This window comes from Polaribacter irgensii 23-P (assembly GCF_000153225.1).
Taxonomy (GTDB): Bacteria; Bacteroidota; Bacteroidia; order Flavobacteriales; family Flavobacteriaceae; genus Polaribacter; species Polaribacter irgensii.
In genome coordinates, this window is sequence record NZ_CH724148.1 from 1,838,889 (window position 1) to 1,858,624 (window position 19,736).

The following is a 19,736-nucleotide window of genomic DNA, read 5'->3' on the forward strand; positions in this document are numbered from 1 at the left end:
AAGCGTTTCAAATCATTCGATAATTTCATAGTCGATATTTAATTTTCGCAATGCTCTTAGCGCGGTTCCAGCGTTTTTGTCATTCAATTGAACTTGTACGGCATCTCCTTCTAATAGAATTGAGGTCAATTCGTTTGATAAAGAAGAATTTACAGCAGTCGAAATTTCTTCAATACATTTAGCAATCGCTCTTTTATCTGGCCGTTGTGCATCACAAGACAATAAATTTATTTCCATAATAGTATTATTTTGAACTGCAAGATACGAGCATTGGGTTGAACCTATGTCATTATCAGAAACTTATTCTGTGCAAAAACATGGTTTTGTAAAAATAAAGATCCTCGAACGAAGAGCGTTCTTGCAGAATGGTCGAAATATTTTTATGTAGTATTGCAATGCATATGTATAAAACGCTTTCGAATCTCTTTAATAATAACAATTGGTAAAATTTGAAAGAATTTTCCCAATTGTTATTATTTGAAAAATTCTTTCGAATTTTCCCAATGGCCATCCATTTCAGTTAAGGACATATCCGCGAGAATTTTGCCTTCTTTTTTCGCAGCTTTTTCTAAATACTGAAATCTATTTATGAATTTTATATTTGTTTTTTCTAAGGCATTTTCGGGATTTACACCAATAAAACGAGCATAGTTTATTAGAGAAAATAAGACATCTCCAAATTCTTTTTCTGTATTTTCCGTATTTCCCGCTTTTATCTCTTCATTCAGTTCCGCAAGTTCTTCTTGCACCTTTTCCCAAACTTGTGCAGGTTCTTCCCAATCAAAACCAACACCTGCAACCTTTTCTTGAATTCGAGATGCCTTGACAACTGCAGGTAAGCTTTTAGGAACGCCCTCTAAAACAGATTCTTTACCTTCTTTTAGTTTTAATTGTTCCCAATTTCGTTTTACATCTTCAACATTCTCCACGCTCACATCTCCATAAATGTGAGGATGTCGGTGAATTAATTTTTCGGAAATCGAATTTGCCACATCTCCGATGTCAAATGCATTTTTTTCACTTCCAATTTTGGCATAGAATACAATGTGTAACAAAAGATCACCTAATTCTTTTTTTATTTCAGTCAAATCGTTGTCTAGAATAGCTTCCGCAAGCTCATATGTTTCTTCAATAGTCAGATGTCGCAAACTTTCTAAAGTCTGTTTTTTATCCCAAGGGCACTGCGCACGCAGCTCATCCATAATATCTAATAAACGGTTAAAAGCGTCAAGTTGTTCTTTTCTAGAGTTCATTATGAGTTGTTATTTTTACAGTATTATTTGTGATTAGATAAAAAAATCATTTTTTTATCTAATAATATACTGCTGTTTTGAGATGACCAAAAATTACTTTAAAGAATTTATTCCGTATCCGGAGCCGCCTTCGGCAGTTCAATTTTAGAAAAATCCATGCCAGCTTTTACCAATAAGTTAAACCATTGTATCACCTTCTTTATATTTGAGGTATACACTCTTTCGGCGTCATAATCTGGTAAAACTTCTGCAAAAAATGAAGTCAACTTTGCATCATTTTCTTTGTGAGAAAGAGCTTCTTGTCCCGCTGTCTTTTCAAACATCGTTTTTAGCACACGTAACAGAGGAATGTCCTCCTCATAGGTGTAAATTGCAATATTTTCTAAAAGACTAACATTTTGGGATGTACTAATTGCAATTTTTTTAGCATCTGTCAAGGCCGTTACAATAATGGCGCTTTTAGATTGTGAGAGTACTTGAAATAATCCTGGTTTACCACTAACGGCTATAATCTTGTTAAATTCCATATCTTTTTTATTATTTGTATCTTGAAGACTATTTGCCTTTTTTTAAATTTGGGAAACGCATTCTGTAATCAGCTGCAATTTTTCCCTTAGAAATATTTTCTAACTTTTTTTTAATGATTCTTTTTTTCAATGTTGAAAGCTTGTCTGTAAATAAAATCCCTTCAATGTGATCGTATTCATGTTGAAATACTCTTGCCGCCAAGCCCTCTAAAGTTTCAAAATGCTTTTTAAAGTTTTCATCTTGATATTTAATTTTTATTACAGGCTGTCGAGACACATCTTCGCGCACATCAGGAATTGATAAACACCCTTCATTAAATACCCATTCTTCTCCTTCTTCTGCGATAATTTGGGCGTTTATAAAAACTTTGTTAAATGTTTTTAATACATTTCTGTCTTTTTCTGATAGTTCTTCGTCTTCTGCAAAAGGAGAAGCATCAATTAAAAACAACCGTATTGCTTTTCCAATTTGAGGAGCTGCCAGTCCAACGCCAGATGCATTGTACATGGTCTCTCTCATATTATGAATTAATTTATCTAAGTCTGGATAGTCTTCAGGGATGTCTTCAGAAACTTTTCTTAAGACAGGATCTCCATAAGCAATAATTGGTAAAATCATTTATTTTTATTTAAAAACGTTTGCAAAAGTACGATTTACAATAACAAATTACGAATTTTTGAATTGTGAATTTAACAGCAAGCTGTTTGCGAGCTTTAATGTTGGTGATACAAATAGGATTGTAAAATAATAGTGGCGCTAATTTCATCTACCATCGCTTTGTTTCTTCGTTGTTTTTTTTTCATTCCGCCGTCAATCATTGTCTGAAAAGCCATTTTAGAAGTAAACCGCTCGTCCACTCTTTTTAGTGGGATTTGAGGCAATAATTTTTCTAATTTTTTAATAAATGGAAGAATTAGTACTTCACTTTCACTATCGGAATTGTCCATTTGTTTTGGGTGACCAATTAAAATAAGTCCTACTTTTTCTTTGGAACTGTATTCTTTCAAAAAGGGTAACAATTCATCAGTGTTGACTGTTGTAAGTCCAGATGCGATGATCTGTAATTCGTCTGTTACTGCGATTCCCGTTCTTTTTTTTCCGAAATCTATTGCTAAAATCCTAGCCATGTATAATTGTTTTTGCAAAAATACGTTTTTTAAACAAGGCATAAATATCTGTTTAAATAAAGTATCTTAGCATTCTGTTTTTGTAGATAAATTTATATTTGCGGAAAGAAGATAAAATATGGAAGAAATTAGAGAAATTATAGAGTTGGCTTGGAATAATAGAGACTTACTTAAGGACCAAAAGACCATCAATACCATTCGGAAAGTGGTTGACTTATTAGATGAAGGTGCGTTAAGAGTTGCAGAGCCAACAGCAGAAGGTTGGCAAGTGAACGAATGGGTAAAGAAGGCGGTAGTTTTGTATTTTCCGATTCAAAAAATGGAAATATTAGAGGCTGGTATTTTTGAATATCATGACAAAATTCCTCTAAAAAGAAATTTTGCAAAAAGAGGTATTAGAGTAGTACCAAATGCGGTTGCAAGACATGGGGCGTATATTGCGCCAGGAACTATTTTAATGCCAAGTTATGTGAATATTGGTGCCTATGTAGATGAAGGCACTATGGTTGATACTTGGGCTACCGTTGGCTCGTGTGCACAAATTGGTAAAAATGTACACCTTTCTGGTGGTGTAGGTATTGGCGGTGTTTTAGAGCCATTACAAGCGGCTCCAGTTATCATAGAGGATGGGGCATTTATTGGTTCTAGATGTATTGTGGTTGAAGGCGTTAGAATTGGAAAAGAGGCCGTTTTAGGTGCCAATGTTGTGCTAACGATGAGTACTAAAATTATAGACGTTACTGGCGATACACCAGTTGAAACGAAAGGAGAGGTTCCAGCAAGGTCCGTGGTGATTCCAGGAAGTTATACAAAAAAGTTCGCTGCAGGAGAATTTAATGTGCCTTGCGCACTAATAATTGGTAAAAGAAAGGAAAGCACAAATAAAAAAACATCTTTAAACGATGCATTGCGTGAATATGATGTGGCTGTTTAATACGTCAAAAAGCGATGACAAAAATTACGGCTATTATACCCACCTTATATGAAGAAATTCATATTAAAGAAGCGATAGAATCTTTAGGTTTCGCAGATGAAATTATTGTTATAGATTCTTTAAGCACGAATAAAATGTTGTAAATTGCAGAAAAATGAATGTAAAAATCATTAAACGAAAGTTTGATGATTTTTCATCACAAAAAAACTTTGCAATTGATCAGGTTTCGCATGAATGGATTTATATTTTAAATGCTGACGAAAGAGTTACTCCTGCGGTTGTAAAAGAAATAATTGCAGCTGTTAAAATACTAAAGGTCTTGTTGGTTTTTACGTTCGGAGAACTTTTTATTTTTGCAAAAAAAAGTAAACTACTCTGGATTTCAAAGAGATAAGGTGATTCGTTTATTTCTTAAAGAGCATTGTAAATACAAAGGTCTTGTGCATGAGAGAATCCCAGCTTCGGGAACCTTGGGTTTTTTTAAAAATAAGATTGATCATTTTTCCTATCGTAACTATGGTCATTATATTTCTAAAATGAATCATTACGGAGCCATAAGAGCACAAGAGTTATATGAAAAAAGAATGCAAGTAACTATTTATCATGTCATGATAAAACCAGCTGCTAGGTTTTTCATTCACTATGTAATTCGCCTTGGGTTTTTAGACGGCTTTACAGGATTTTTAGTAGCAAAGACTCAGGCGTATGGCGAACTGACTCGTTACATTAAACTTTGGTTGTTGAACAAGAAAACACATTAAATGCAAACAGATGAAGATTTTGTCGTGGACGCTGTTATCACTTGGGTAGACGGAAATGACCAAAAACACAAGCAAAAAATGGCTGGCTTTCTTGAAAATAGTAGCTTTTTAGATACCAAGTCTATTGGAATGCGCTACGATCAAGTAAATGAAATTGAATTTTCAGTGAAGTCAATTCTTAAGTATGCCAAATTTGTAAGAAATATTTATATCGTTACTGACAATCAAACACCAGATTTCTTAAAAGACATTGAAAAGGCTAAAATCGAATATCCCACGGTTTTTATAGTAGATCACAGAACTATTTTTTCGGGATATCATCAATATTTGCCCACTTTTAATTCTTTATCTATAGAATCGCTACTGTATAAAATACCGAATCTTTCAGAGCATTTTTTATACTTTAATGATGATTTTTTTATTCTTAATAAAACTACAGCTACAGATTTTTTTATAAAAAGAGTGCCTATCATTAGAGGTAGATGGAAACTGTTTCATGAAGATATTTGGCATAAAAAATTAAAAGCTTTTTTTCAAGATTTTTTAGGGAAGAAAAAGAATAGTTACAGTCACAATCAAGGCTTGCAGAAATCTGCAAAGTTCTTAAAAATGGAAAAATATATTTTACCAAAACACACTCCTTCGTCTCTTAGAAAGAGTACTTTATCTAATTATTTTGAGAAACATTCAAATGTATTAGAAAAAAACATTAAATACCGATTTAGACATCCAAGTCAGTTTGTTTGTCATTCTTTGTCAAACCATTTAGAAATAAAGAAGAACACTTTTATTTTTAAAAAAGACTGTCAATTAATCTACTTGCAAAATTATAAAAAACCGTTTTTTTGGATAAAGTTGAAGTTGAACTATATGGCGAAAGATCAAAATAAACTTTTTCTTTGTATGCAAAGTTTAAATCAAAGTTCCGAAAAGAAATTACAGTATATCAAATCTTGGTTATATAATAAATACCAGTAGTACAGGATGGATAAAAATAAATAATACTATATTTTTCATATTTTTAAAACTGTCCTATTTTATTTCTGAGAGCTTCTTAGCTTGTTTTTTATTATTGAAATATAAATATTTAGTGCTGTGATAAAAGGCAGATAATAGGCTATCCATTGCTTGTGCTATCTCGGGTTTCTCAAGTTTGATGTTTTTCACTTTGTTTGTTTCTAAACTAAATAAACTTGACTTTTTAGAACTGTTTGTTTTTTCGAGGTAATAGCCGTCTTTTAGCAGTCCTACCGCTTTCTCACCTTTATTTTGTAGATACACAAAGGCAGCCGTGTTGTTGGTCATACTATCTAATAAATCTTGTCCTAAGGTATAGTTGTCGTAGTTTATTTTAGCTAAACTGGTCACAGTAGGAAACACATCAATTAATTTTGCATATTTAGTTATTTTTTGCGGTTTGGCATATCTTGGAGAATGAATAAAAAAGGGAACGTGGTGTACTTGAATTCCTAATGCATCTTCATTATTTTTTAAAAAGTCCAGTTTTTTCATACCACCTTGGTGATCTCCAAAAAACACAAAAATAGAATTATCGTAATAACCCGCTGTTTTCGCTCTCTCTAAAAACCGTGCAACATTAAAGTCTAAATATCGAATTCCATTTAACTGGCCTAAAGACCGAAAACCTCCTTTTAACAAAGTTTTTTCATCAATATCATTTTCTGAAATTGCGCTAAAATTCTCCTTTTTATTGGGAATTGTAAAAGGCATATGGTTGGTTGCTGTTTGTATATACGCAACAAAAGGTTTTCCTTCTTTATGAAGTTTTTGCAGCTCTTTGTCAGATTCTTTAAACAAGTCGTAATCGTCAATACCCCAGACATCAGCTCTGTTTTCTTCTTCAAAGCTTCCCTCTTCAAAGATCTTCAAGTCTTTTATATTTGATTGAAAAACGCCTCTAATATTTGCCCAGTTTGCAGACCCTCCAAGAAAGTAGCGTTTTGCGTAGCCATCTAGTTGATCAAAAATAATTCGTTGGTCTATGATTAAAGGATTTCTAGAAGCTGTTTTTACATCTTCAATATCTGGCAAACCTGTAATACTTGCAAAAACACTGGCTGCGGTTCCTGGCTTGTGTACATAGAATTTAGAAAAATTTAAACTCTTTTTGATAATGGAATCCATTTTCGGAGAACTATCCAAAGGGTTTCCATAGAAACTTAGGGTTGCAGTTCCTGTAGATTCTAACATTACATATATAATATTAGGTTTTTCTATAAACGGATCGTTAAAAGTTACTTTTTTCTTAAAATGAACACTGTCTTGAGGGAGGTTTAATTGTTTCGCAATTACAGGGTAATACGTTTTAAATTTCTCAAGATCTACGCCTTCACTTCGGAAGGCAAAACTGTCAAAAAAGTATAAAACAGGATTTAGTGTAAACTGATTTATTGTATTGTTTTTAGAAAAGAAAGCTTCACTCCATCGCAAGGGATAGTGCGTAAAACTATTGTAAACGCCGAAAGAGAGTAAGAGAATACTTAAAATAAAGAATACTGCTTTAAGTTTGTTTGTTATTTTTTGCTGAATTTCAGAAAACAGGGAATATATAAATGTAGCATATCGATAGCTGACAAAAGCTAAGATGAGCAAGCCAATAGCGCCCTTGTAAACAGGGTAACTTTCAATTAAAACCTGAAAAGAGATTTTGAAATTGCTTAAAAATCGAAGGGAAGATGCATCGAGACGAATGGATAAATATTCATAATATCCAAAGTCAAAAATATAAAATAGCGTCAAAATGAGATACGAAAAGGTTAAGTAAACAGCAGCAATTTTTTTGTAAATTTGATTTTCAAAAAAGCGATAATTTGTAATTAGAACTAATAGTGCAAGTGGGAAAAAAGTGAGCGCTGCCAATTTTAAGTCAAAACGAAGGCCAAGTAGAATTGCTTTTTGTATTTCAGAGGCAATATTGTTTTCTAGCTGTGCGAAAAACAAGTAGAAGAGCCCTCTGAAAAAAGCAATGTAAATAAACAGAAATAAAACATTTGTGAAGATGTATTTTATGTAATTCGGTATTTTTTTAAGCATATTTTTATAATAAAATTCAAAGATACTATTTTTAGAAATACTTTGTACCTACCGTTCCCAAACAATAAACAACTTAAAATTTCAAGGACGTGTTACAAGATATCTATGCAAAACGCGAAGAATTAGAAAAACTTTTAATGGAGTGAGGTTTCATTTTTTAGGGATGGTTTTGCTCTAAAAAACATTTTAATAAATTCTGTAGTCCATTTTGGATTCTGTTGATTATATAGTAAATTTGTACCGTATTAAAGTGATTAAAAGACCATCAACTATTTTAAAAATTGAAGGTAACAATATCCAATTTTTAAAAAGTTAAATTCATGGGGAAACAAATTTATACAGCAGCGTTATCATCAGATATATTTAAAATAATTTCTGAAGCATCAAAACACTTGCACATAGAAAGCTATGTGATTGGTGGTTTTGTGAGAGATTTCTTTTTAAAAAGAGGTACTGCAAAAGACATCGACATTGTTGCTATTGGAAGCGGAATAGCACTTGCGGAGAAAGTAGCTTCTTTATTACCTAACAAACCAAAAGTACAAATTTTTAAAACGTATGGGACAGCAATGTTGCGCTATAAAGATATTGAAATTGAGTTTGTAGGGGCTAGAAAGGAATCCTATTCTGAAGAAAGTAGAAATCCAGAGGTTTTCGAGGGAACTTTGCAAGAAGACCAGAATAGAAGAGATTTTACAATCAACGCTTTGGCTTTAAGTCTAAATGAAGAGAACTTTGGTGCACTGTTAGATCCATTCCATGGAATGGAAGATTTAAAAAATGCATGTATCAGAACTCCTTTAAATCCAGCGATCACTTATTCTGATGATCCTCTTAGAATGCTCCGTGCAATTCGGTTTGCAACCCAGTTAAACTTTACAATTGAGGAAGCGTCTTTAGTAGCGATTGAGAAGAATTCAGAGCGCTTAGAAATTATTACTCGAGAACGTATTGTAGATGAAATAAATAAGATTATGGCATCCACTAAGCCATCTATTGGGTTCTTATTATTGGAACAAACAAATTTACTTTCTCAGTTGCTTCCAGAATTAATAGATTTAAAAGGAGTAGAGGAAGTAGAAGGCCAAAAGCACAAAGATAATTTTTATCACACCCTAGAGGTGGTTGATAATATCTCTGAAAATACAGAAGATATTTGGTTGCGCTGGTCTGCACTATTGCATGATATTGGAAAAGCACCTACGAAAAGGTTTAGTAAAAAGGTAGGCTGGACTTTTCATTCCCACGAATTTGTGGGCTCTAAAATGGTGTATAGATTATTTAAAAGGTTAAAAATGCCATTGAATAACAAAATGAAATTTGTTCAAAAAATGGTTTTATTAAGTTCCCGTCCCATTGTTTTAGCAACGGATGTTACAGATGCTGCTGTTAGGCGTTTGGTTTTTGATGCGGGGGATGACATTCATTCTTTAATGACTTTGTGCGAGGCGGATATAACTACAAAAAACCCTAAGAAATTTAAAAGATACCATCAAAATTTTGAGGTAGTCCGTTTGAAGATTAAAGAAGTAGAGGAAAGAGATCGCGTGCGTAATTTTCAACCACCGGTTTCTGGCCAAGAGATTATTGCTGCCTTTAATTTAAAACCGTGTAAGGAGATCGGACAAATAAAAGAGGCTATTAAAGAGGCTATTTTAGAAGGACAAATACCAAACGAGCACAAAGAATGTTATGATTTTATGATCGAGAAAGGACAAAGTTTAGGATTTATTCTAGCTTAACGATTGCATAGTTACTAGCTTATAGTATTCCCCTTTTTTGGCAAGCAATTCTTCATGTTTTCCTTGTTCTACAATTTGACCTTTCTTAAGGACCACAATCATATCTGCTTTCTGAATTGTAGACAAACGATGGGCAATGACTAACGAAGTTCTGTTTTGCATCATTTTTTCTAAAGCGAGTTGGACAAACTGTTCTGATTCTGTATCCAATGCCGAAGTAGCCTCGTCTAAAATCATAATTGGCGGATTCTTTAAAACAGCACGGGCGATGGATAAGCGTTGTTTCTGTCCACCTGAAAGTGTGTTTCCGCTATCTCCAATATTTGTATCGTATTTTGCTGGTAAATTTTGAATGAACTCATCCGCATTTGCAATGGTAGCTGCTTCTAGAATTGCGGCATCTGTTGCATTTTGTGCTCCTAACTTGATGTTGTTCGCAATGGTGTCGTTGAATAAAATAGATTCTTGTGAAACTATTCCCATCAAATTTCTCAAGGATTTTTTTGTTACTTTTTTGATACTTTCGCCGTCAATATAAATACCTCCCTTATGAACATCATAAAAACGTGTAATTAGGTTGGCTAAGGTAGATTTTCCACTACCCGACTGTCCCACCAAGGCAACTGTTTCTCCTTTTTTGATGGTTAGAGAGAAATCTTTTAGGACATAGGTATCTTTGTATTTGAAGGAGATATTTTTAAACTCAATATGCGCTTTGAATTCTTCTTTTATCGTTGCGTTTGGCGCATCTCTTATGCTGTCCTCAGTATGTAGCACCTCCATAATTCTTTCTGCTGAAGCTTCTCCCTTCTGAATATTGTAATAGGCCGTTGTGATTGCTTTTATTGGATTTAAAACAGTGTAGAACAATACGATATATCCAAAAAACTCTTCTGCTTTTAGTGGACTGTTATTTTCTAAAACTAACTTCCCTCCATAATACAAAATAGCAATAATTGTGGCAGAGCCCAAAAACTCACTCATGGGCGAAGCCAATGTTTTTCGATGTAAAACGCTCGTCATTAAGTTTCGAAACTTTGTAGTAGAAGTGTTGAACTTTGTTTCGATTACTTCCTCGGCATTAAAACCTTTAATAACTCTTAGACCAGTTAAGGTCTCTTCTATGAAGGATAGGAAATTTCCAGTCTCCTTTTGTGCTTTGAGTGAATTTGCCTTTAGTTTTTTGCTTATGGATGAGATTATAAAACCAGAAACGGGCAATAGCACAAATACAAATAAAGTTAATTTTACACTGAGAATTAACATCATTGACAAAGAAATAATTACCGTTAAAGGCTCTCTAACAATGGCTTCTAAAGAAGTTAAAAAAGAAATTTCTACTTCCTGCACATCGATGGTCATTCTCGCAATGATATCTCCTTTTTTCTTTTCAGAAAAATAAGCTAAGGGTAGTGTTATGATTTTATGATACAGCGTATCTCTTAGGTCTTTTACGACTCCATTTCTCAGGAACACCAGCACATAGGACGCTAGATATCGGAATAAGTTTTTGAATAAAAAAAGAGTGAATGTAAGCGCGCAAATGAAAAATAAAACATGTATTGCTCCTTCATTTTCTATTTTTTGAGAGATAAAATAATAGAAACTTTCTTTTGCATACGCAGCAATACTTTTAATTCCCGTGTATACTGGAGTTTTTATAACTGCGTTGTCAGTGTCAAATAAAATTCCTAAAACAGGAATAAAAGCCAGTACAGAGAGTACATTAAAAACAGCATATAGAATATTAAACAGGATGTTTAGGATCGTAAATTTCCGATACTTCTTCTCATATTTTAAAATGTCTCTAAAGTATCCCATTAACCTAGCTTCATTTCCTTAATAATTCTTTGAATCTTTGCATCGAGTTCTAACTCTACTTTCTTAGCATTCTCTTTTGAATCTAAGAGTGCATTGACACTGAAATAAAACTTTATTTTTGGTTCCGTTCCACTGGGCCTTGCTGCAATTCTGGTTCCGTTGATTGTTTGATATATCAGTACATTCGATTTCGGTAATTCAATAGTTGTGATTTTCCCAGTAATTAAATCTTTTTTTGTAGATGCTTGGTAGTCTGAAAGTGATGCCACTTGTTCGCCATCAATTTCTTTTAACGGATTGTTGCGCATTGTGCTTAACATTTGCTGAATTTCTTCAGCACCATCCATTCCTTTTTTTGTAATCGCGATTAAATGCTCCTTGTAAAATCCATTTTTAACGTAAACATTTAATAATTCCTCATAAAAAGAACTTCCGTTTTGTTTTGCATACGCAGCTACCTCGCAGGCTAATAAAGTTGCTGTGACAGCATCTTTATCTCGTACAAAATCACCCACCATGTATCCAAAACTTTCTTCTCCACCGCCAATAAAATCGAGCTCTGGAAAATCTTTCACCATTTTAGCGATCCATTTAAATCCTGTAAGACCTACTTTGGTTTCAACATGATAACTGGATGCAATTGCATTTACCAACTCGGTAGAGACAATGGTAGATCCTATAAATTGTTTGCCATTAATCTTTCCTGTTTCTTTCCATTTCTTTAATAAAAACTCCGTCATCAAAACCATGGTTTGGTTTCCATTCATCAATTTCATATTTCCGTCAGTGTCCCTTACCGCAACCCCCAGTCGATCGCAATCTGGGTCAGTACCAACAACAATGTCAGCGCCAATTTTATCAGCTAGGTCTGTGGCCATTTTTAAAGCTTCTGGTTCTTCCGGATTTGGAGACATAACTGTTGGGAAATCTCCATCGGGAGCACTTTGTTCTGCAACGAGGTGTACATCTGAATATCCTGCTTTCGCAAGGGTATCCGGCACAGAAACAATAGAGGTTCCATGCAAAGAGGTAAATACTACTTTTAAATTTTTTCGGTCAATAGATTTAGACAAGCAACCATGTTTAACAGAGGCATCAATAAAAACGTCGTCAACTTCTGCTCCAATGCTTTCAATTAGCGCAGTATTTGCATTAAAATTGATTTCAGAAAAGTCCAGTGCGTTTACATTTTTAATAATTTTACCATCATGTGGCGGAACTATTTGTCCACCATCTGCCCAATATACTTTGTAGCCATTATACTCAGAAGGATTGTGTGAGGCTGTTAACACAATACCAGCATCACAGTCTAAGTGGCGCACAGCGAAAGACAATTCTGGAGTAGCTCTCAAGTCTTCAAAAAGAAATACTTTAATCTTATTTGCAGAGAAAACATTTGCAACAATTTTTGCGAACTTTTTGCTGTTGTGTCTACAATCATATGCGATGACAACTTTTAGCTGTTCTTTTTTTACATTTTCAGTGAGGTAATTAGACAACCCTTGAGTAGCTCGTCCCAACGTATATTTGTTTACACGATTTGTTCCTGCACCCATAATTCCACGCATTCCTCCCGTACCAAACTCCATATCTTTATAGAATCTATCTGCTAGGTCAGGTGCATTTGTTGTTATTAATTGTTGTATTTCTTGTCGGGTTTCGGTATCAAAAGTTGGCGATAGCCACTGCTTTGCTTTGTCTAATATTTCAGTCATTTATAAAGGTATAATTGATGCTAATAATACGCAAATATACATTTTAGAAGTTGAGTTTTTCTCTAATTGAGTAGTGTTTTTCGTGGCTTTTGGTCTTAATTATTAATTCGCCAATAAAACCGGCTAAAAACAATAAAGTTCCCAAAATCATAGCGGTGAGTGCAATAAAAAACCAAGGATTGTCTGTCACTAATATTGTTTTCACCTTTGTAGACAGTCGATATATTTTTAAAACACCGATATAAAAGGCAGAAGTAACTCCGAACAAAAACATGAGACTGCCCAAAAGGCCAAAAAAATGCATAGGGCGTTTGCCAAACTTAGATAAAAAGGAGATGGTGATTAAATCGAGAAAGCCATTTATAAAGCGATCGATACCAAATTTGGTCTCACCATATTTGCGTGCTTGATGCTGCACTATTTTTTCTCCAATTTTAGTGAATCCTTCATTTTTTGCCAATACAGGAATGTACCTGTGCATTTCTCCACTAACTTTTATACTTTTAATAACTTCCTTTTTGTATGCTTTCAGTCCGCAATTAAAATCGTGTAATTTTAATCCCGAAGTTTTTCTAGCGGCGGCATTAAATAATTTAGAAGGGATGTTTTTGGTGATGACGTTGTCGTACCTTTTCTTTTTCCATCCCGAGATTAAATCGTAACCTCCCTTAATAATCAAGTCGTGCAATGCAGGTATTTCGTCAGGATTGTCTTGGAGATCAGCATCCATCGTGATTACGACATTTCCTTGCGCCATGTCAAAACCAGCATCTAAAGCTTGCGATTTTCCAAAATTTTTCTGAAAACGAATTCCTTTTACAGCTTTGTTTGATGTGGATATTGTTTCGATTACTTTCCAAGAGGTGTCTGTACTTCCGTCATCAATAAAAATAATTTCGTATTTGTACTGCTTTGACTGCATGACTTTTGCGATCCAGTCGTGTAGCTCTTGTAAAGACTCTTCTTCATTTAAAAGAGGAATTACTAAAGAAATATCCATGTTTTTTCGGCAAAGTTTAAAGTTTGAAAGCGCTATATTAGAACTTTCAAACTAAAATGATAATCTTAATAATTTTCTTCTTCTGATTTTTTCATGATTGCAGCAGCGATTGCAGCAATTATAAAACCACCAATTGCATAACTAATAATACCAACGGCAGCCATAATTCCTGGAGAGGAGAAAGTTGAAGTCATTGCATTTGCAGCTTCAATTTGTTCTTCCGTTAAACCTTGATCTAAAAATGTTTGATTCTGTATTTCCATCATTTGGTTCATAAAATCAGGTTCAATGAAATTCATGAAGAGGTAATTATAAACAACTACAATTAAACCACCAACAATGGCAACACCAACACCTATCTTAACGCCTTGGCCCCAGGATAGAAAGTTATTATTTGCTGCTTTAAATTGCTTAATTCCATATATAATGACTCCAATAAAGATGATTGCGTTTATTATAGAAGCAGACCAGTGAGGAGATAAATGATTTCCAGTGGCATACATTACTAGCAAAAATAAGACACTAGCAACGCCTAATATTATGCCGTTATTAATCATAAAGTTTTTACTGTTTACCTGATTTTCCATGTTATTTTTTTTTTGTTATTTAGACAAATATATTCATTTCATCGAGATAGTCTTATTTTTTATAAATTATTATAAGTTTTCAAAATAATGGATTAGCAGTCAGTACCTTAAAAAAGTGTGAAAAAAATTAGCATTATTTTATTTGTATAAATAAAAATAGATTGTAAATTTGCCTTGGCAAGTCCTACACAACTAGCTCCCTTTGAATCCTCCAGGGTGGGAACACAGCAAAGGTATTAGGTTGTAGCGGTGTGATGTAGGTCGCTTGCCATTTTTTTCTTTTAAACTTTTTTAAAACCTTCTTCACAGTTTACTTGAATAAAACTTACTCCTTTTTAGTATCCTTCTTTTACTTTATTGATATTTGTGCAGATTACATAAATAAAGCAGTGCTTAATAGGTCTGTGCAATGACATAATTTGAAAGAATATGAATAAAATTGTTTTAGTTACGGGTGCTTCTTCAGGAATTGGAGAAGGGGTTGCTTCCTTCCTATCCGAAAAAGGATATGTTGTTTATGGTACCAGTAGGAAGCCTAAAAATGAAAGAGATTTTCCTTTTAAATTGATCGTTCTAGATGTTTTAAACACAGAAACCATACAAACTGCAGTTCAACTAATAATAAAAAATGAAGGTAGGCTTGATGTATTGGTAAATAATGCAGGAATGGGAATTACAGGTCCTATCGAAGAAACGCCAACGGAAGAAATGCGAGCTGTTTTTAATACTAATCTTTTTGGTGCTATTGATGTTATAAAAGCAGTATTGCCAGGAATGCGGCGCCAAAAATCAGGAATTATAATAAACATTACTTCTATTGCGGGGTACACGGGATTGCCCTTTCGAGGTCTATATTCTGCAACAAAAGGGGCTTTAGAATTGATAACAGAGACCTTAAGTATGGAGGTTAAGCCTTTTGGAATACATGTTGTGAACGTAGCTCCAGGAGATTTTGCAACCAATATTGCCGCTGGCAGATATCACGCACCAATTTCAGAACAATCTGCATACAAAGAAAAATATCAAATAAATTTAGACCTGATGAATGCCCATGTCAATAGCGGGAAAAATCCTACGGAAATGGCGAAGAAAATCTATGCAATTTTGAATACAAAGCATCCTAAAATTCATTACAAAGTGGGTGGGTTTTTGGAAAAATTTTCTATTGTTTTAAAAAGAATGCTGTCAGATAGAATGTATGAGAAAATAGTAATGCAGCACTATAAATTATAAGAAAAATCAGTGGTTCTGTTTATAAGTGCTGTAAAGATAATTCTACTGCTGCTCATAAATTGAAGTGTAAGTTGCTACCTTTACAGTAGTTAATTCGGCACGTATTTCTTTTATAAAGTAAAGTTAAAAGGAACATCTAATCGCTTTTGTACCTGAGAATCTATCAACAAAATAATAATTACAACTAAATAAATACACATGAAATTTTTTATCGATACTGCAAATTTAGAACAAATTAAAGAAGCGCAAGCATTAGGGATTTTAGATGGGGTCACTACAAACCCATCGCTAATGGCGAAGGAGGGAGTTACCGGAGCGGCAAACATTATCAATCATTACAAAGAAATTTGTGAATTGGTAGAAGGTGATGTATCTGCGGAAGTTATTGCAACAGATTTTGACGGAATGGTAAAAGAAGGTGAGGCTTTGGCTGCTTTAAATCCGCAAATTGTGGTAAAAGTACCAATGATAAAAGACGGTATCAAGGCGTGTAAATATTTTTCTTCAAAAGGAATAAAAACAAATGTGACCTTAGTTTTTTCTGCAGGACAAGCATTGTTGGCAGCAAAAGCAGGTGCTACCTATGTATCTCCCTTTATTGGGCGTTTAGATGATATTTCTACAGATGGTTTAAATTTAATCGCAGAGATTCGTTTAATTTATGACAATTATGGTTTTGAAACTCAAATTTTAGCAGCTTCTGTAAGACATACAATGCACATTATAGATTGTGCTAAATTAGGCGCAGATGTTATGACAGGTCCTTTAAGTGCAATTGAAGGTTTGTTAAGACATCCATTAACAGATAGTGGTTTAGCACAGTTTTTAGCAGATTATCAAAAAGGGAACTAAGCGACCTCATTTTTTTTGAAAAAAGTCAGAAAGTAAAAAGGAAAACCTTTTTACTTTCTGACTTTTTTCGGCTTTAAAAATTGTCTTCATAATAAAACATTATAATTTGTAAACTTTGTACCTTTGCACTTTCATATATGTATCCAAAAAAAGAACTCGCACAAATTGTAATTTCAGCTTGTATTCAATTTAAAATTGATACGGTTGTGATTTCTCCAGGTTCCCGAAATGCGCCGCTTACCATCGGTTTTTCCAATCACAAAGAAATAGAAACTTTAAGCGTGGTAGATGAGCGGTGCGCTGGTTTTTTTGCCTTAGGTATTGCGCAACAAAAACAAAAACCTGTGGCAGTTTTGTGCACCTCTGGTTCTGCTTTATTAAATTATTATCCAGCAATCGCAGAGGCTTTTTACAGTAATATTCCACTGGTAATTATTTCTGCAGACAGGCCCAAACACTTGATTGATATTGGAGACGGTCAAACAATTAGACAGGAAAATGTCTTTGAAAACCACATTTTATTTTCAGCTAATTTGATTGAAAATGAAAAATATAAAACGCGGAATTCCCAGCTAATTGGAGAAGCTTTACAAATAGCGGTATCTCAAAAAGGCCCCGTTCATATCAATGTTCCTTTTGATGAGCCTTTATATGAAACAGTGGCGAATTTAAATAAATATCATTTTCCACACATTTCTATGAGTTCTTTGGACAACTCAAATATCAATTATAAGAAATTGGCAGACATTTGGAACGCTGCTGAAAAGAAGATGATTTTGGTAGGTGTTAGTTATCCAAATGCAGAACTACACAAGCTAATAGACCTGTATGCTGGAGATGATTCTGTGTTAATTTTTACTGAAACCACTTCTAATTTGCACCATGAAAAGGCAATTGACTCCATAGACCAGCTTATATTTTCGTTAGAAAACGCAGAGTTTCAAGATTTAAAACCAGCAGTTCTGATCACTTTTGGAGGGATGATTGTTTCTAAAAGAATAAAACGTTTTTTAAGGACATATCCGCCAGAACATCATTGGAACATTGATGAGAAAAAAGCAACAAATACCTTCTTTTGTTTGTCAGAATTTATTCAGACCTCCCCCGTAGATTTTTTTGCTCATTTTAATAGTTTTATTAAACCTTTAAAAAGTAATTATCAATCAAAATGGATTAATTTTAGAGATCAGAGAAGAGCGAAACATACACGCTATTTTAAGGATTTGAAACATTCTGACTTTAAAGTATTTGAACAAGTTTTAGACAGCATTCCAGAACCTATTGAATTACAGATCAGTAACAGTTCAATTATTAGATATGCACAGTTATTCTCTATTAAAAAATCGATTAATATTTTTTGTAATAGAGGAACTAGTGGTATTGATGGTAGCACGAGTACCGCTATTGGAGCGGCTTTTGCAAATAAAAATCAAACCGCCTTTATAACAGGAGATTTGAGTTTTTTTTATGATAGTAATGCGCTGTGGAATAGCTATATTCCTGTGAATTTTAGAATTATTATTATCAACAACTCTGGTGGTGGTATTTTTAAAATTATTCCAGGCCCCGCAACTACAAACGCGGAAGCGTATTTTACAACGCCACATTGTTTAACTGGAGAGCACTTGTGCAAGATGTTTGGCTTTGAATACCAACAAGCATATTCTACAGCATCTGTAACGAAAGAGCTAGAGGGATTTTTTGAAGCCTCAGAAAAACCAAAAATATTAGAGATTTTTACGCCAAGTGCAGAAAATGATCTAATTTTAAAAACATATTTTAAAAAGATACAATAATGGATTTACAAGAGGATGTGCAAGAGGGAGCGATGAATTTGAAAGAGGGCGATAAGGTAAGCCTAGTCATTGAAACGGAAACAGGTTTAGGCTATACGGTTCTAATAAACGAAGAATTTGACGGCTTACTTTTTAGAAGTGAAGTTTTTCAAGCATTAGAAGAGAACATGGAAGTTACGGGATACGTGAAAAACATTCGGGAAGACGGCAAGATAGATGTCTCATTAAGACCACAAGGTTTTAGAAATGTGATTGATTCTGACGTTGATAAGGTGATGGCGAGGTTAAAAAACAGCAAAGAAGGGTTTATTTTAATCACGGATAAAAGTTCGCCAGACTCCATTCGTTTCCATATGAAAATGAGTAAAAAAGCATTTAAAAAAGCAGTTGGGCATTTATATAAACAAAAGCTAATTGTTATTGAAGAAGACAGAATTGTATTAAATAAAAAGTAAAGTATGATTACAGCTGATTGGAAAACTGCGAAAGTTTACGAAGATATTACCTATACAAAGTCGAATGGAGTCGCGAGAATAGCTTTTAACAGACCGGATGTTAGAAATGCCTTTCGACCAAAAACAACAAAAGAATTGTACGACGCTTTTTATGACGCTGGCGAAGACGTAAATATTGGGGTTGTATTGCTTTCTGCGGAAGGACCAAGTTCAAAAGATGGCGTGTATTCTTTCTGTTCTGGTGGAGATCAAAAAGCAAGAGGACACCAAGGTTATGTTGGAGAAGACGGATACCATCGTTTGAATATTTTGGAGGTACAGCGATTGATTCGTTTTATGCCAAAAGCGGTTATCTGTGTTGTTCCAGGATGGGCAGTTGGTGGAGGACACAGCTTACACGTTGTTTGTGATTTAACCTTAGCGAGCAAAGAACATGCGATTTTTAAGCAAACCGATGCGGATGTAACTTCTTTTGATGGTGGTTATGGTTCGGCATATTTGGCAAAAATGGTAGGTCAAAAAAGAGCGAGAGAGATTTTCTTTTTAGGACGAAGTTATTCTGCACAGGAAGCCTACGATATGGGAATGGTAAATGCTGTTGTGCCACATGCAGATTTAGAAAATACTGCCTACCAGTGGGCACAAGAGATTTTAGAGAAAAGTCCAACCTCTATAAGAATGCTTAAGTTTGCAATGAATTTAACAGATGACGGAATGGTTGGTCAGCAGGTTTTTGCAGGGGAAGCAACGCGTTTGGCATATATGACAGACGAGGCGAAAGAGGGTAGAGACGCTTTTCTTGAGAAAAGAAAGCCAAATTTCCCGAAAAAATGGATTCCATAGCCAATTCACAATTTTAAAATACTAATTCGATCGCA

At 34.1% G+C, this 19,736-nt stretch carries 21 protein-coding genes and 1 other RNA gene; 12 read left to right on the forward strand and 10 right to left on the reverse strand.

Going from position 1 to position 19,736, the window contains the following annotated elements:
* Positions 1-12: 12 nt before the first annotated feature.
* From PI23P_RS08225 to ruvX, 5 genes are all read right to left on the reverse strand, one after another.
* Entirely contained in the window at positions 13-237 is a 225-nt protein-coding gene (locus PI23P_RS08225) for a hypothetical protein (protein ID WP_004570340.1), read from the reverse strand.
* A gap of 236 nt (positions 238-473) precedes the next feature.
* Positions 474-1,253: a nucleoside triphosphate pyrophosphohydrolase gene (mazG, locus tag PI23P_RS08230; RefSeq protein ID WP_004570341.1), complete on the reverse strand. Its 780-nt coding sequence runs from the start codon at positions 1,251-1,253 to the stop codon at positions 474-476.
* Positions 1,254-1,360: 107 nt separating this feature from the next.
* Positions 1,361-1,780 (reverse strand): DUF5606 family protein, encoded by a 420-nt coding sequence (locus PI23P_RS08235; protein WP_004570342.1) that lies wholly within the window; start codon positions 1,778-1,780, stop codon positions 1,361-1,363.
* A gap of 28 nt (positions 1,781-1,808) precedes the next feature.
* A complete protein-coding gene (gene def, locus PI23P_RS08240) occupies positions 1,809-2,399 on the reverse strand; it encodes a peptide deformylase (protein WP_004570343.1) in 591 nt (196 codons plus the stop codon).
* Between the two features lie 95 nt (positions 2,400-2,494).
* Complete coding sequence (ruvX, locus tag PI23P_RS08245; RefSeq protein ID WP_018941831.1) at positions 2,495-2,908, reverse strand: Holliday junction resolvase RuvX; 414 nt, start codon at positions 2,906-2,908, stop codon at positions 2,495-2,497.
* 118 nt (positions 2,909-3,026) lie between these two features.
* Between ruvX and PI23P_RS08250 the strand changes: the two genes are divergently transcribed.
* The 5 genes from PI23P_RS08250 to PI23P_RS08265 are packed head-to-tail and all read left to right on the forward strand — an operon-like array spanning position 3,027 to position 5,581.
* Complete coding sequence (locus tag PI23P_RS08250) at positions 3,027-3,842, forward strand: 2,3,4,5-tetrahydropyridine-2,6-dicarboxylate N-succinyltransferase (protein ID WP_004570345.1); 816 nt, start codon at positions 3,027-3,029, stop codon at positions 3,840-3,842.
* Between the two features lie 14 nt (positions 3,843-3,856).
* Positions 3,857-3,985, forward strand: coding sequence for a hypothetical protein (locus PI23P_RS12850; RefSeq protein WP_004570346.1), 129 nt, complete (start codon positions 3,857-3,859; stop codon positions 3,983-3,985).
* 11 nt (positions 3,986-3,996) lie between these two features.
* Entirely contained in the window at positions 3,997-4,236 is a 240-nt protein-coding gene (locus PI23P_RS08255; protein ID WP_004570347.1) for a glycosyltransferase family protein, read from the forward strand.
* Positions 4,237-4,282: 46 nt separating this feature from the next.
* A complete protein-coding gene (locus PI23P_RS08260; RefSeq protein WP_238300004.1) occupies positions 4,283-4,603 on the forward strand; it encodes a glycosyltransferase family protein in 321 nt (106 codons plus the stop codon).
* Positions 4,604-5,581 (forward strand): Stealth CR1 domain-containing protein, encoded by a 978-nt coding sequence (locus PI23P_RS08265; protein WP_004570349.1) that lies wholly within the window; start codon positions 4,604-4,606, stop codon positions 5,579-5,581.
* A gap of 54 nt (positions 5,582-5,635) precedes the next feature.
* Here the strand turns inward: PI23P_RS08265 and PI23P_RS08270 are convergent, their stop codons facing one another.
* Positions 5,636-7,657, reverse strand: a complete 2,022-nt coding sequence (locus PI23P_RS08270) for an LTA synthase family protein (protein WP_004570350.1) — start codon at positions 7,655-7,657, stop codon at positions 5,636-5,638.
* Between the two features lie 320 nt (positions 7,658-7,977).
* On the opposite strand from PI23P_RS08270, the gene PI23P_RS08275 reads away from it, so the two are divergent.
* The gene (locus tag PI23P_RS08275) at positions 7,978-9,399 is read left to right on the forward strand and encodes a CCA tRNA nucleotidyltransferase (RefSeq protein WP_004570351.1); all 1,422 of its coding nucleotides are present in this window, start codon (positions 7,978-7,980) and stop codon (positions 9,397-9,399) included.
* On the opposite strand, the gene PI23P_RS08280 is transcribed toward PI23P_RS08275, so the two are convergent.
* The 4 genes from PI23P_RS08280 to PI23P_RS08295 form a co-directional block, all read right to left on the reverse strand.
* Complete coding sequence (locus PI23P_RS08280) at positions 9,391-11,220, reverse strand: ABC transporter ATP-binding protein (protein WP_004570352.1); 1,830 nt, start codon at positions 11,218-11,220, stop codon at positions 9,391-9,393. The genes PI23P_RS08275 and PI23P_RS08280 overlap by 9 nt on opposite strands.
* Positions 11,220-12,935, reverse strand: coding sequence for a phospho-sugar mutase (locus PI23P_RS08285; protein ID WP_004570353.1), 1,716 nt, complete (start codon positions 12,933-12,935; stop codon positions 11,220-11,222). Before PI23P_RS08285 ends, PI23P_RS08280 begins: the two co-directional genes overlap by 1 nt.
* Positions 12,936-12,978: 43 nt before the next feature.
* Positions 12,979-13,935 (reverse strand): glycosyltransferase family 2 protein, encoded by a 957-nt coding sequence (locus PI23P_RS08290; RefSeq protein ID WP_004570354.1) that lies wholly within the window; start codon positions 13,933-13,935, stop codon positions 12,979-12,981.
* 65 nt (positions 13,936-14,000) lie between these two features.
* Positions 14,001-14,522, reverse strand: coding sequence for a DUF4199 domain-containing protein (locus tag PI23P_RS08295; RefSeq protein ID WP_004570355.1), 522 nt, complete (start codon positions 14,520-14,522; stop codon positions 14,001-14,003).
* Positions 14,523-14,697: 175 nt separating this feature from the next.
* On the opposite strand from PI23P_RS08295, the gene ffs reads away from it, so the two are divergent.
* The 6 genes from ffs (at position 14,698) to PI23P_RS08320 (ending at position 19,701) form a co-directional block, all read left to right on the forward strand.
* Positions 14,698-14,796: signal recognition particle sRNA small type (gene ffs, locus PI23P_RS12400), an RNA gene on the forward strand.
* Between the two features lie 155 nt (positions 14,797-14,951).
* Complete coding sequence (locus tag PI23P_RS08300) at positions 14,952-15,755, forward strand: SDR family oxidoreductase (RefSeq protein ID WP_004570356.1); 804 nt, start codon at positions 14,952-14,954, stop codon at positions 15,753-15,755.
* Positions 15,756-15,953: 198 nt separating this feature from the next.
* A complete protein-coding gene (fsa, locus tag PI23P_RS08305; RefSeq protein ID WP_004570357.1) occupies positions 15,954-16,607 on the forward strand; it encodes a fructose-6-phosphate aldolase in 654 nt (217 codons plus the stop codon).
* Between the two features lie 137 nt (positions 16,608-16,744).
* The gene (gene menD / locus PI23P_RS08310) at positions 16,745-18,403 is read left to right on the forward strand and encodes a 2-succinyl-5-enolpyruvyl-6-hydroxy-3-cyclohexene-1-carboxylic-acid synthase (protein WP_004570359.1); all 1,659 of its coding nucleotides are present in this window, start codon (positions 16,745-16,747) and stop codon (positions 18,401-18,403) included.
* Positions 18,403-18,858 carry a S1 RNA-binding domain-containing protein gene (locus tag PI23P_RS08315; protein ID WP_004570360.1) on the forward strand — a complete coding sequence of 152 codons (456 nt, stop codon included), beginning with the start codon at positions 18,403-18,405 and terminating at the stop codon, positions 18,856-18,858. Before menD ends, PI23P_RS08315 begins: the two co-directional genes overlap by 1 nt.
* A gap of 3 nt (positions 18,859-18,861) precedes the next feature.
* Complete coding sequence (locus PI23P_RS08320; RefSeq protein ID WP_004570361.1) at positions 18,862-19,701, forward strand: 1,4-dihydroxy-2-naphthoyl-CoA synthase; 840 nt, start codon at positions 18,862-18,864, stop codon at positions 19,699-19,701.
* Positions 19,702-19,736 lie beyond the last annotated feature (35 nt).

What these genes read in the sequence shown, in the direction of transcription:
- PI23P_RS12850 (WP_004570346.1), top strand. Translation starts at nt 3,857, where the DNA reads ATGACAAAAATTACGGCTATTATACCCACCTTATATGAAGAAATTCAT.
- PI23P_RS08315 (WP_004570360.1), top strand. Translation starts at nt 18,403, where the DNA reads ATGGATTTACAAGAGGATGTGCAAGAGGGAGCGATGAATTTGAAAGAG.
- PI23P_RS08290 (WP_004570354.1), bottom strand. Translation starts at nt 13,935, where the DNA reads ATGGATATTTCTTTAGTAATTCCTCTTTTAAATGAAGAAGAGTCTTTA.
- menD (WP_004570359.1), top strand. Translation starts at nt 16,745, where the DNA reads ATGTATCCAAAAAAAGAACTCGCACAAATTGTAATTTCAGCTTGTATT.
- PI23P_RS08295 (WP_004570355.1), bottom strand. Translation starts at nt 14,522, where the DNA reads ATGGAAAATCAGGTAAACAGTAAAAACTTTATGATTAATAACGGCATA.
- ruvX (WP_018941831.1), bottom strand. Translation starts at nt 2,908, where the DNA reads ATGGCTAGGATTTTAGCAATAGATTTCGGAAAAAAAAGAACGGGAATC.
- PI23P_RS08255 (WP_004570347.1), top strand. Translation starts at nt 3,997, where the DNA reads ATGAATGTAAAAATCATTAAACGAAAGTTTGATGATTTTTCATCACAA.
- PI23P_RS08225 (WP_004570340.1), bottom strand. Translation starts at nt 237, where the DNA reads ATGGAAATAAATTTATTGTCTTGTGATGCACAACGGCCAGATAAAAGA.
- PI23P_RS08300 (WP_004570356.1), top strand. Translation starts at nt 14,952, where the DNA reads ATGAATAAAATTGTTTTAGTTACGGGTGCTTCTTCAGGAATTGGAGAA.
- fsa (WP_004570357.1), top strand. Translation starts at nt 15,954, where the DNA reads ATGAAATTTTTTATCGATACTGCAAATTTAGAACAAATTAAAGAAGCG.
- PI23P_RS08285 (WP_004570353.1), bottom strand. Translation starts at nt 12,935, where the DNA reads ATGACTGAAATATTAGACAAAGCAAAGCAGTGGCTATCGCCAACTTTT.
- def (WP_004570343.1), bottom strand. Translation starts at nt 2,399, where the DNA reads ATGATTTTACCAATTATTGCTTATGGAGATCCTGTCTTAAGAAAAGTT.
- PI23P_RS08265 (WP_004570349.1), top strand. Translation starts at nt 4,604, where the DNA reads ATGCAAACAGATGAAGATTTTGTCGTGGACGCTGTTATCACTTGGGTA.
- PI23P_RS08320 (WP_004570361.1), top strand. Translation starts at nt 18,862, where the DNA reads ATGATTACAGCTGATTGGAAAACTGCGAAAGTTTACGAAGATATTACC.
- PI23P_RS08275 (WP_004570351.1), top strand. Translation starts at nt 7,978, where the DNA reads ATGGGGAAACAAATTTATACAGCAGCGTTATCATCAGATATATTTAAA.
- PI23P_RS08250 (WP_004570345.1), top strand. Translation starts at nt 3,027, where the DNA reads ATGGAAGAAATTAGAGAAATTATAGAGTTGGCTTGGAATAATAGAGAC.
- PI23P_RS08270 (WP_004570350.1), bottom strand. Translation starts at nt 7,657, where the DNA reads ATGCTTAAAAAAATACCGAATTACATAAAATACATCTTCACAAATGTT.
- PI23P_RS08235 (WP_004570342.1), bottom strand. Translation starts at nt 1,780, where the DNA reads ATGGAATTTAACAAGATTATAGCCGTTAGTGGTAAACCAGGATTATTT.
- mazG (WP_004570341.1), bottom strand. Translation starts at nt 1,253, where the DNA reads ATGAACTCTAGAAAAGAACAACTTGACGCTTTTAACCGTTTATTAGAT.
- PI23P_RS08280 (WP_004570352.1), bottom strand. Translation starts at nt 11,220, where the DNA reads ATGGGATACTTTAGAGACATTTTAAAATATGAGAAGAAGTATCGGAAA.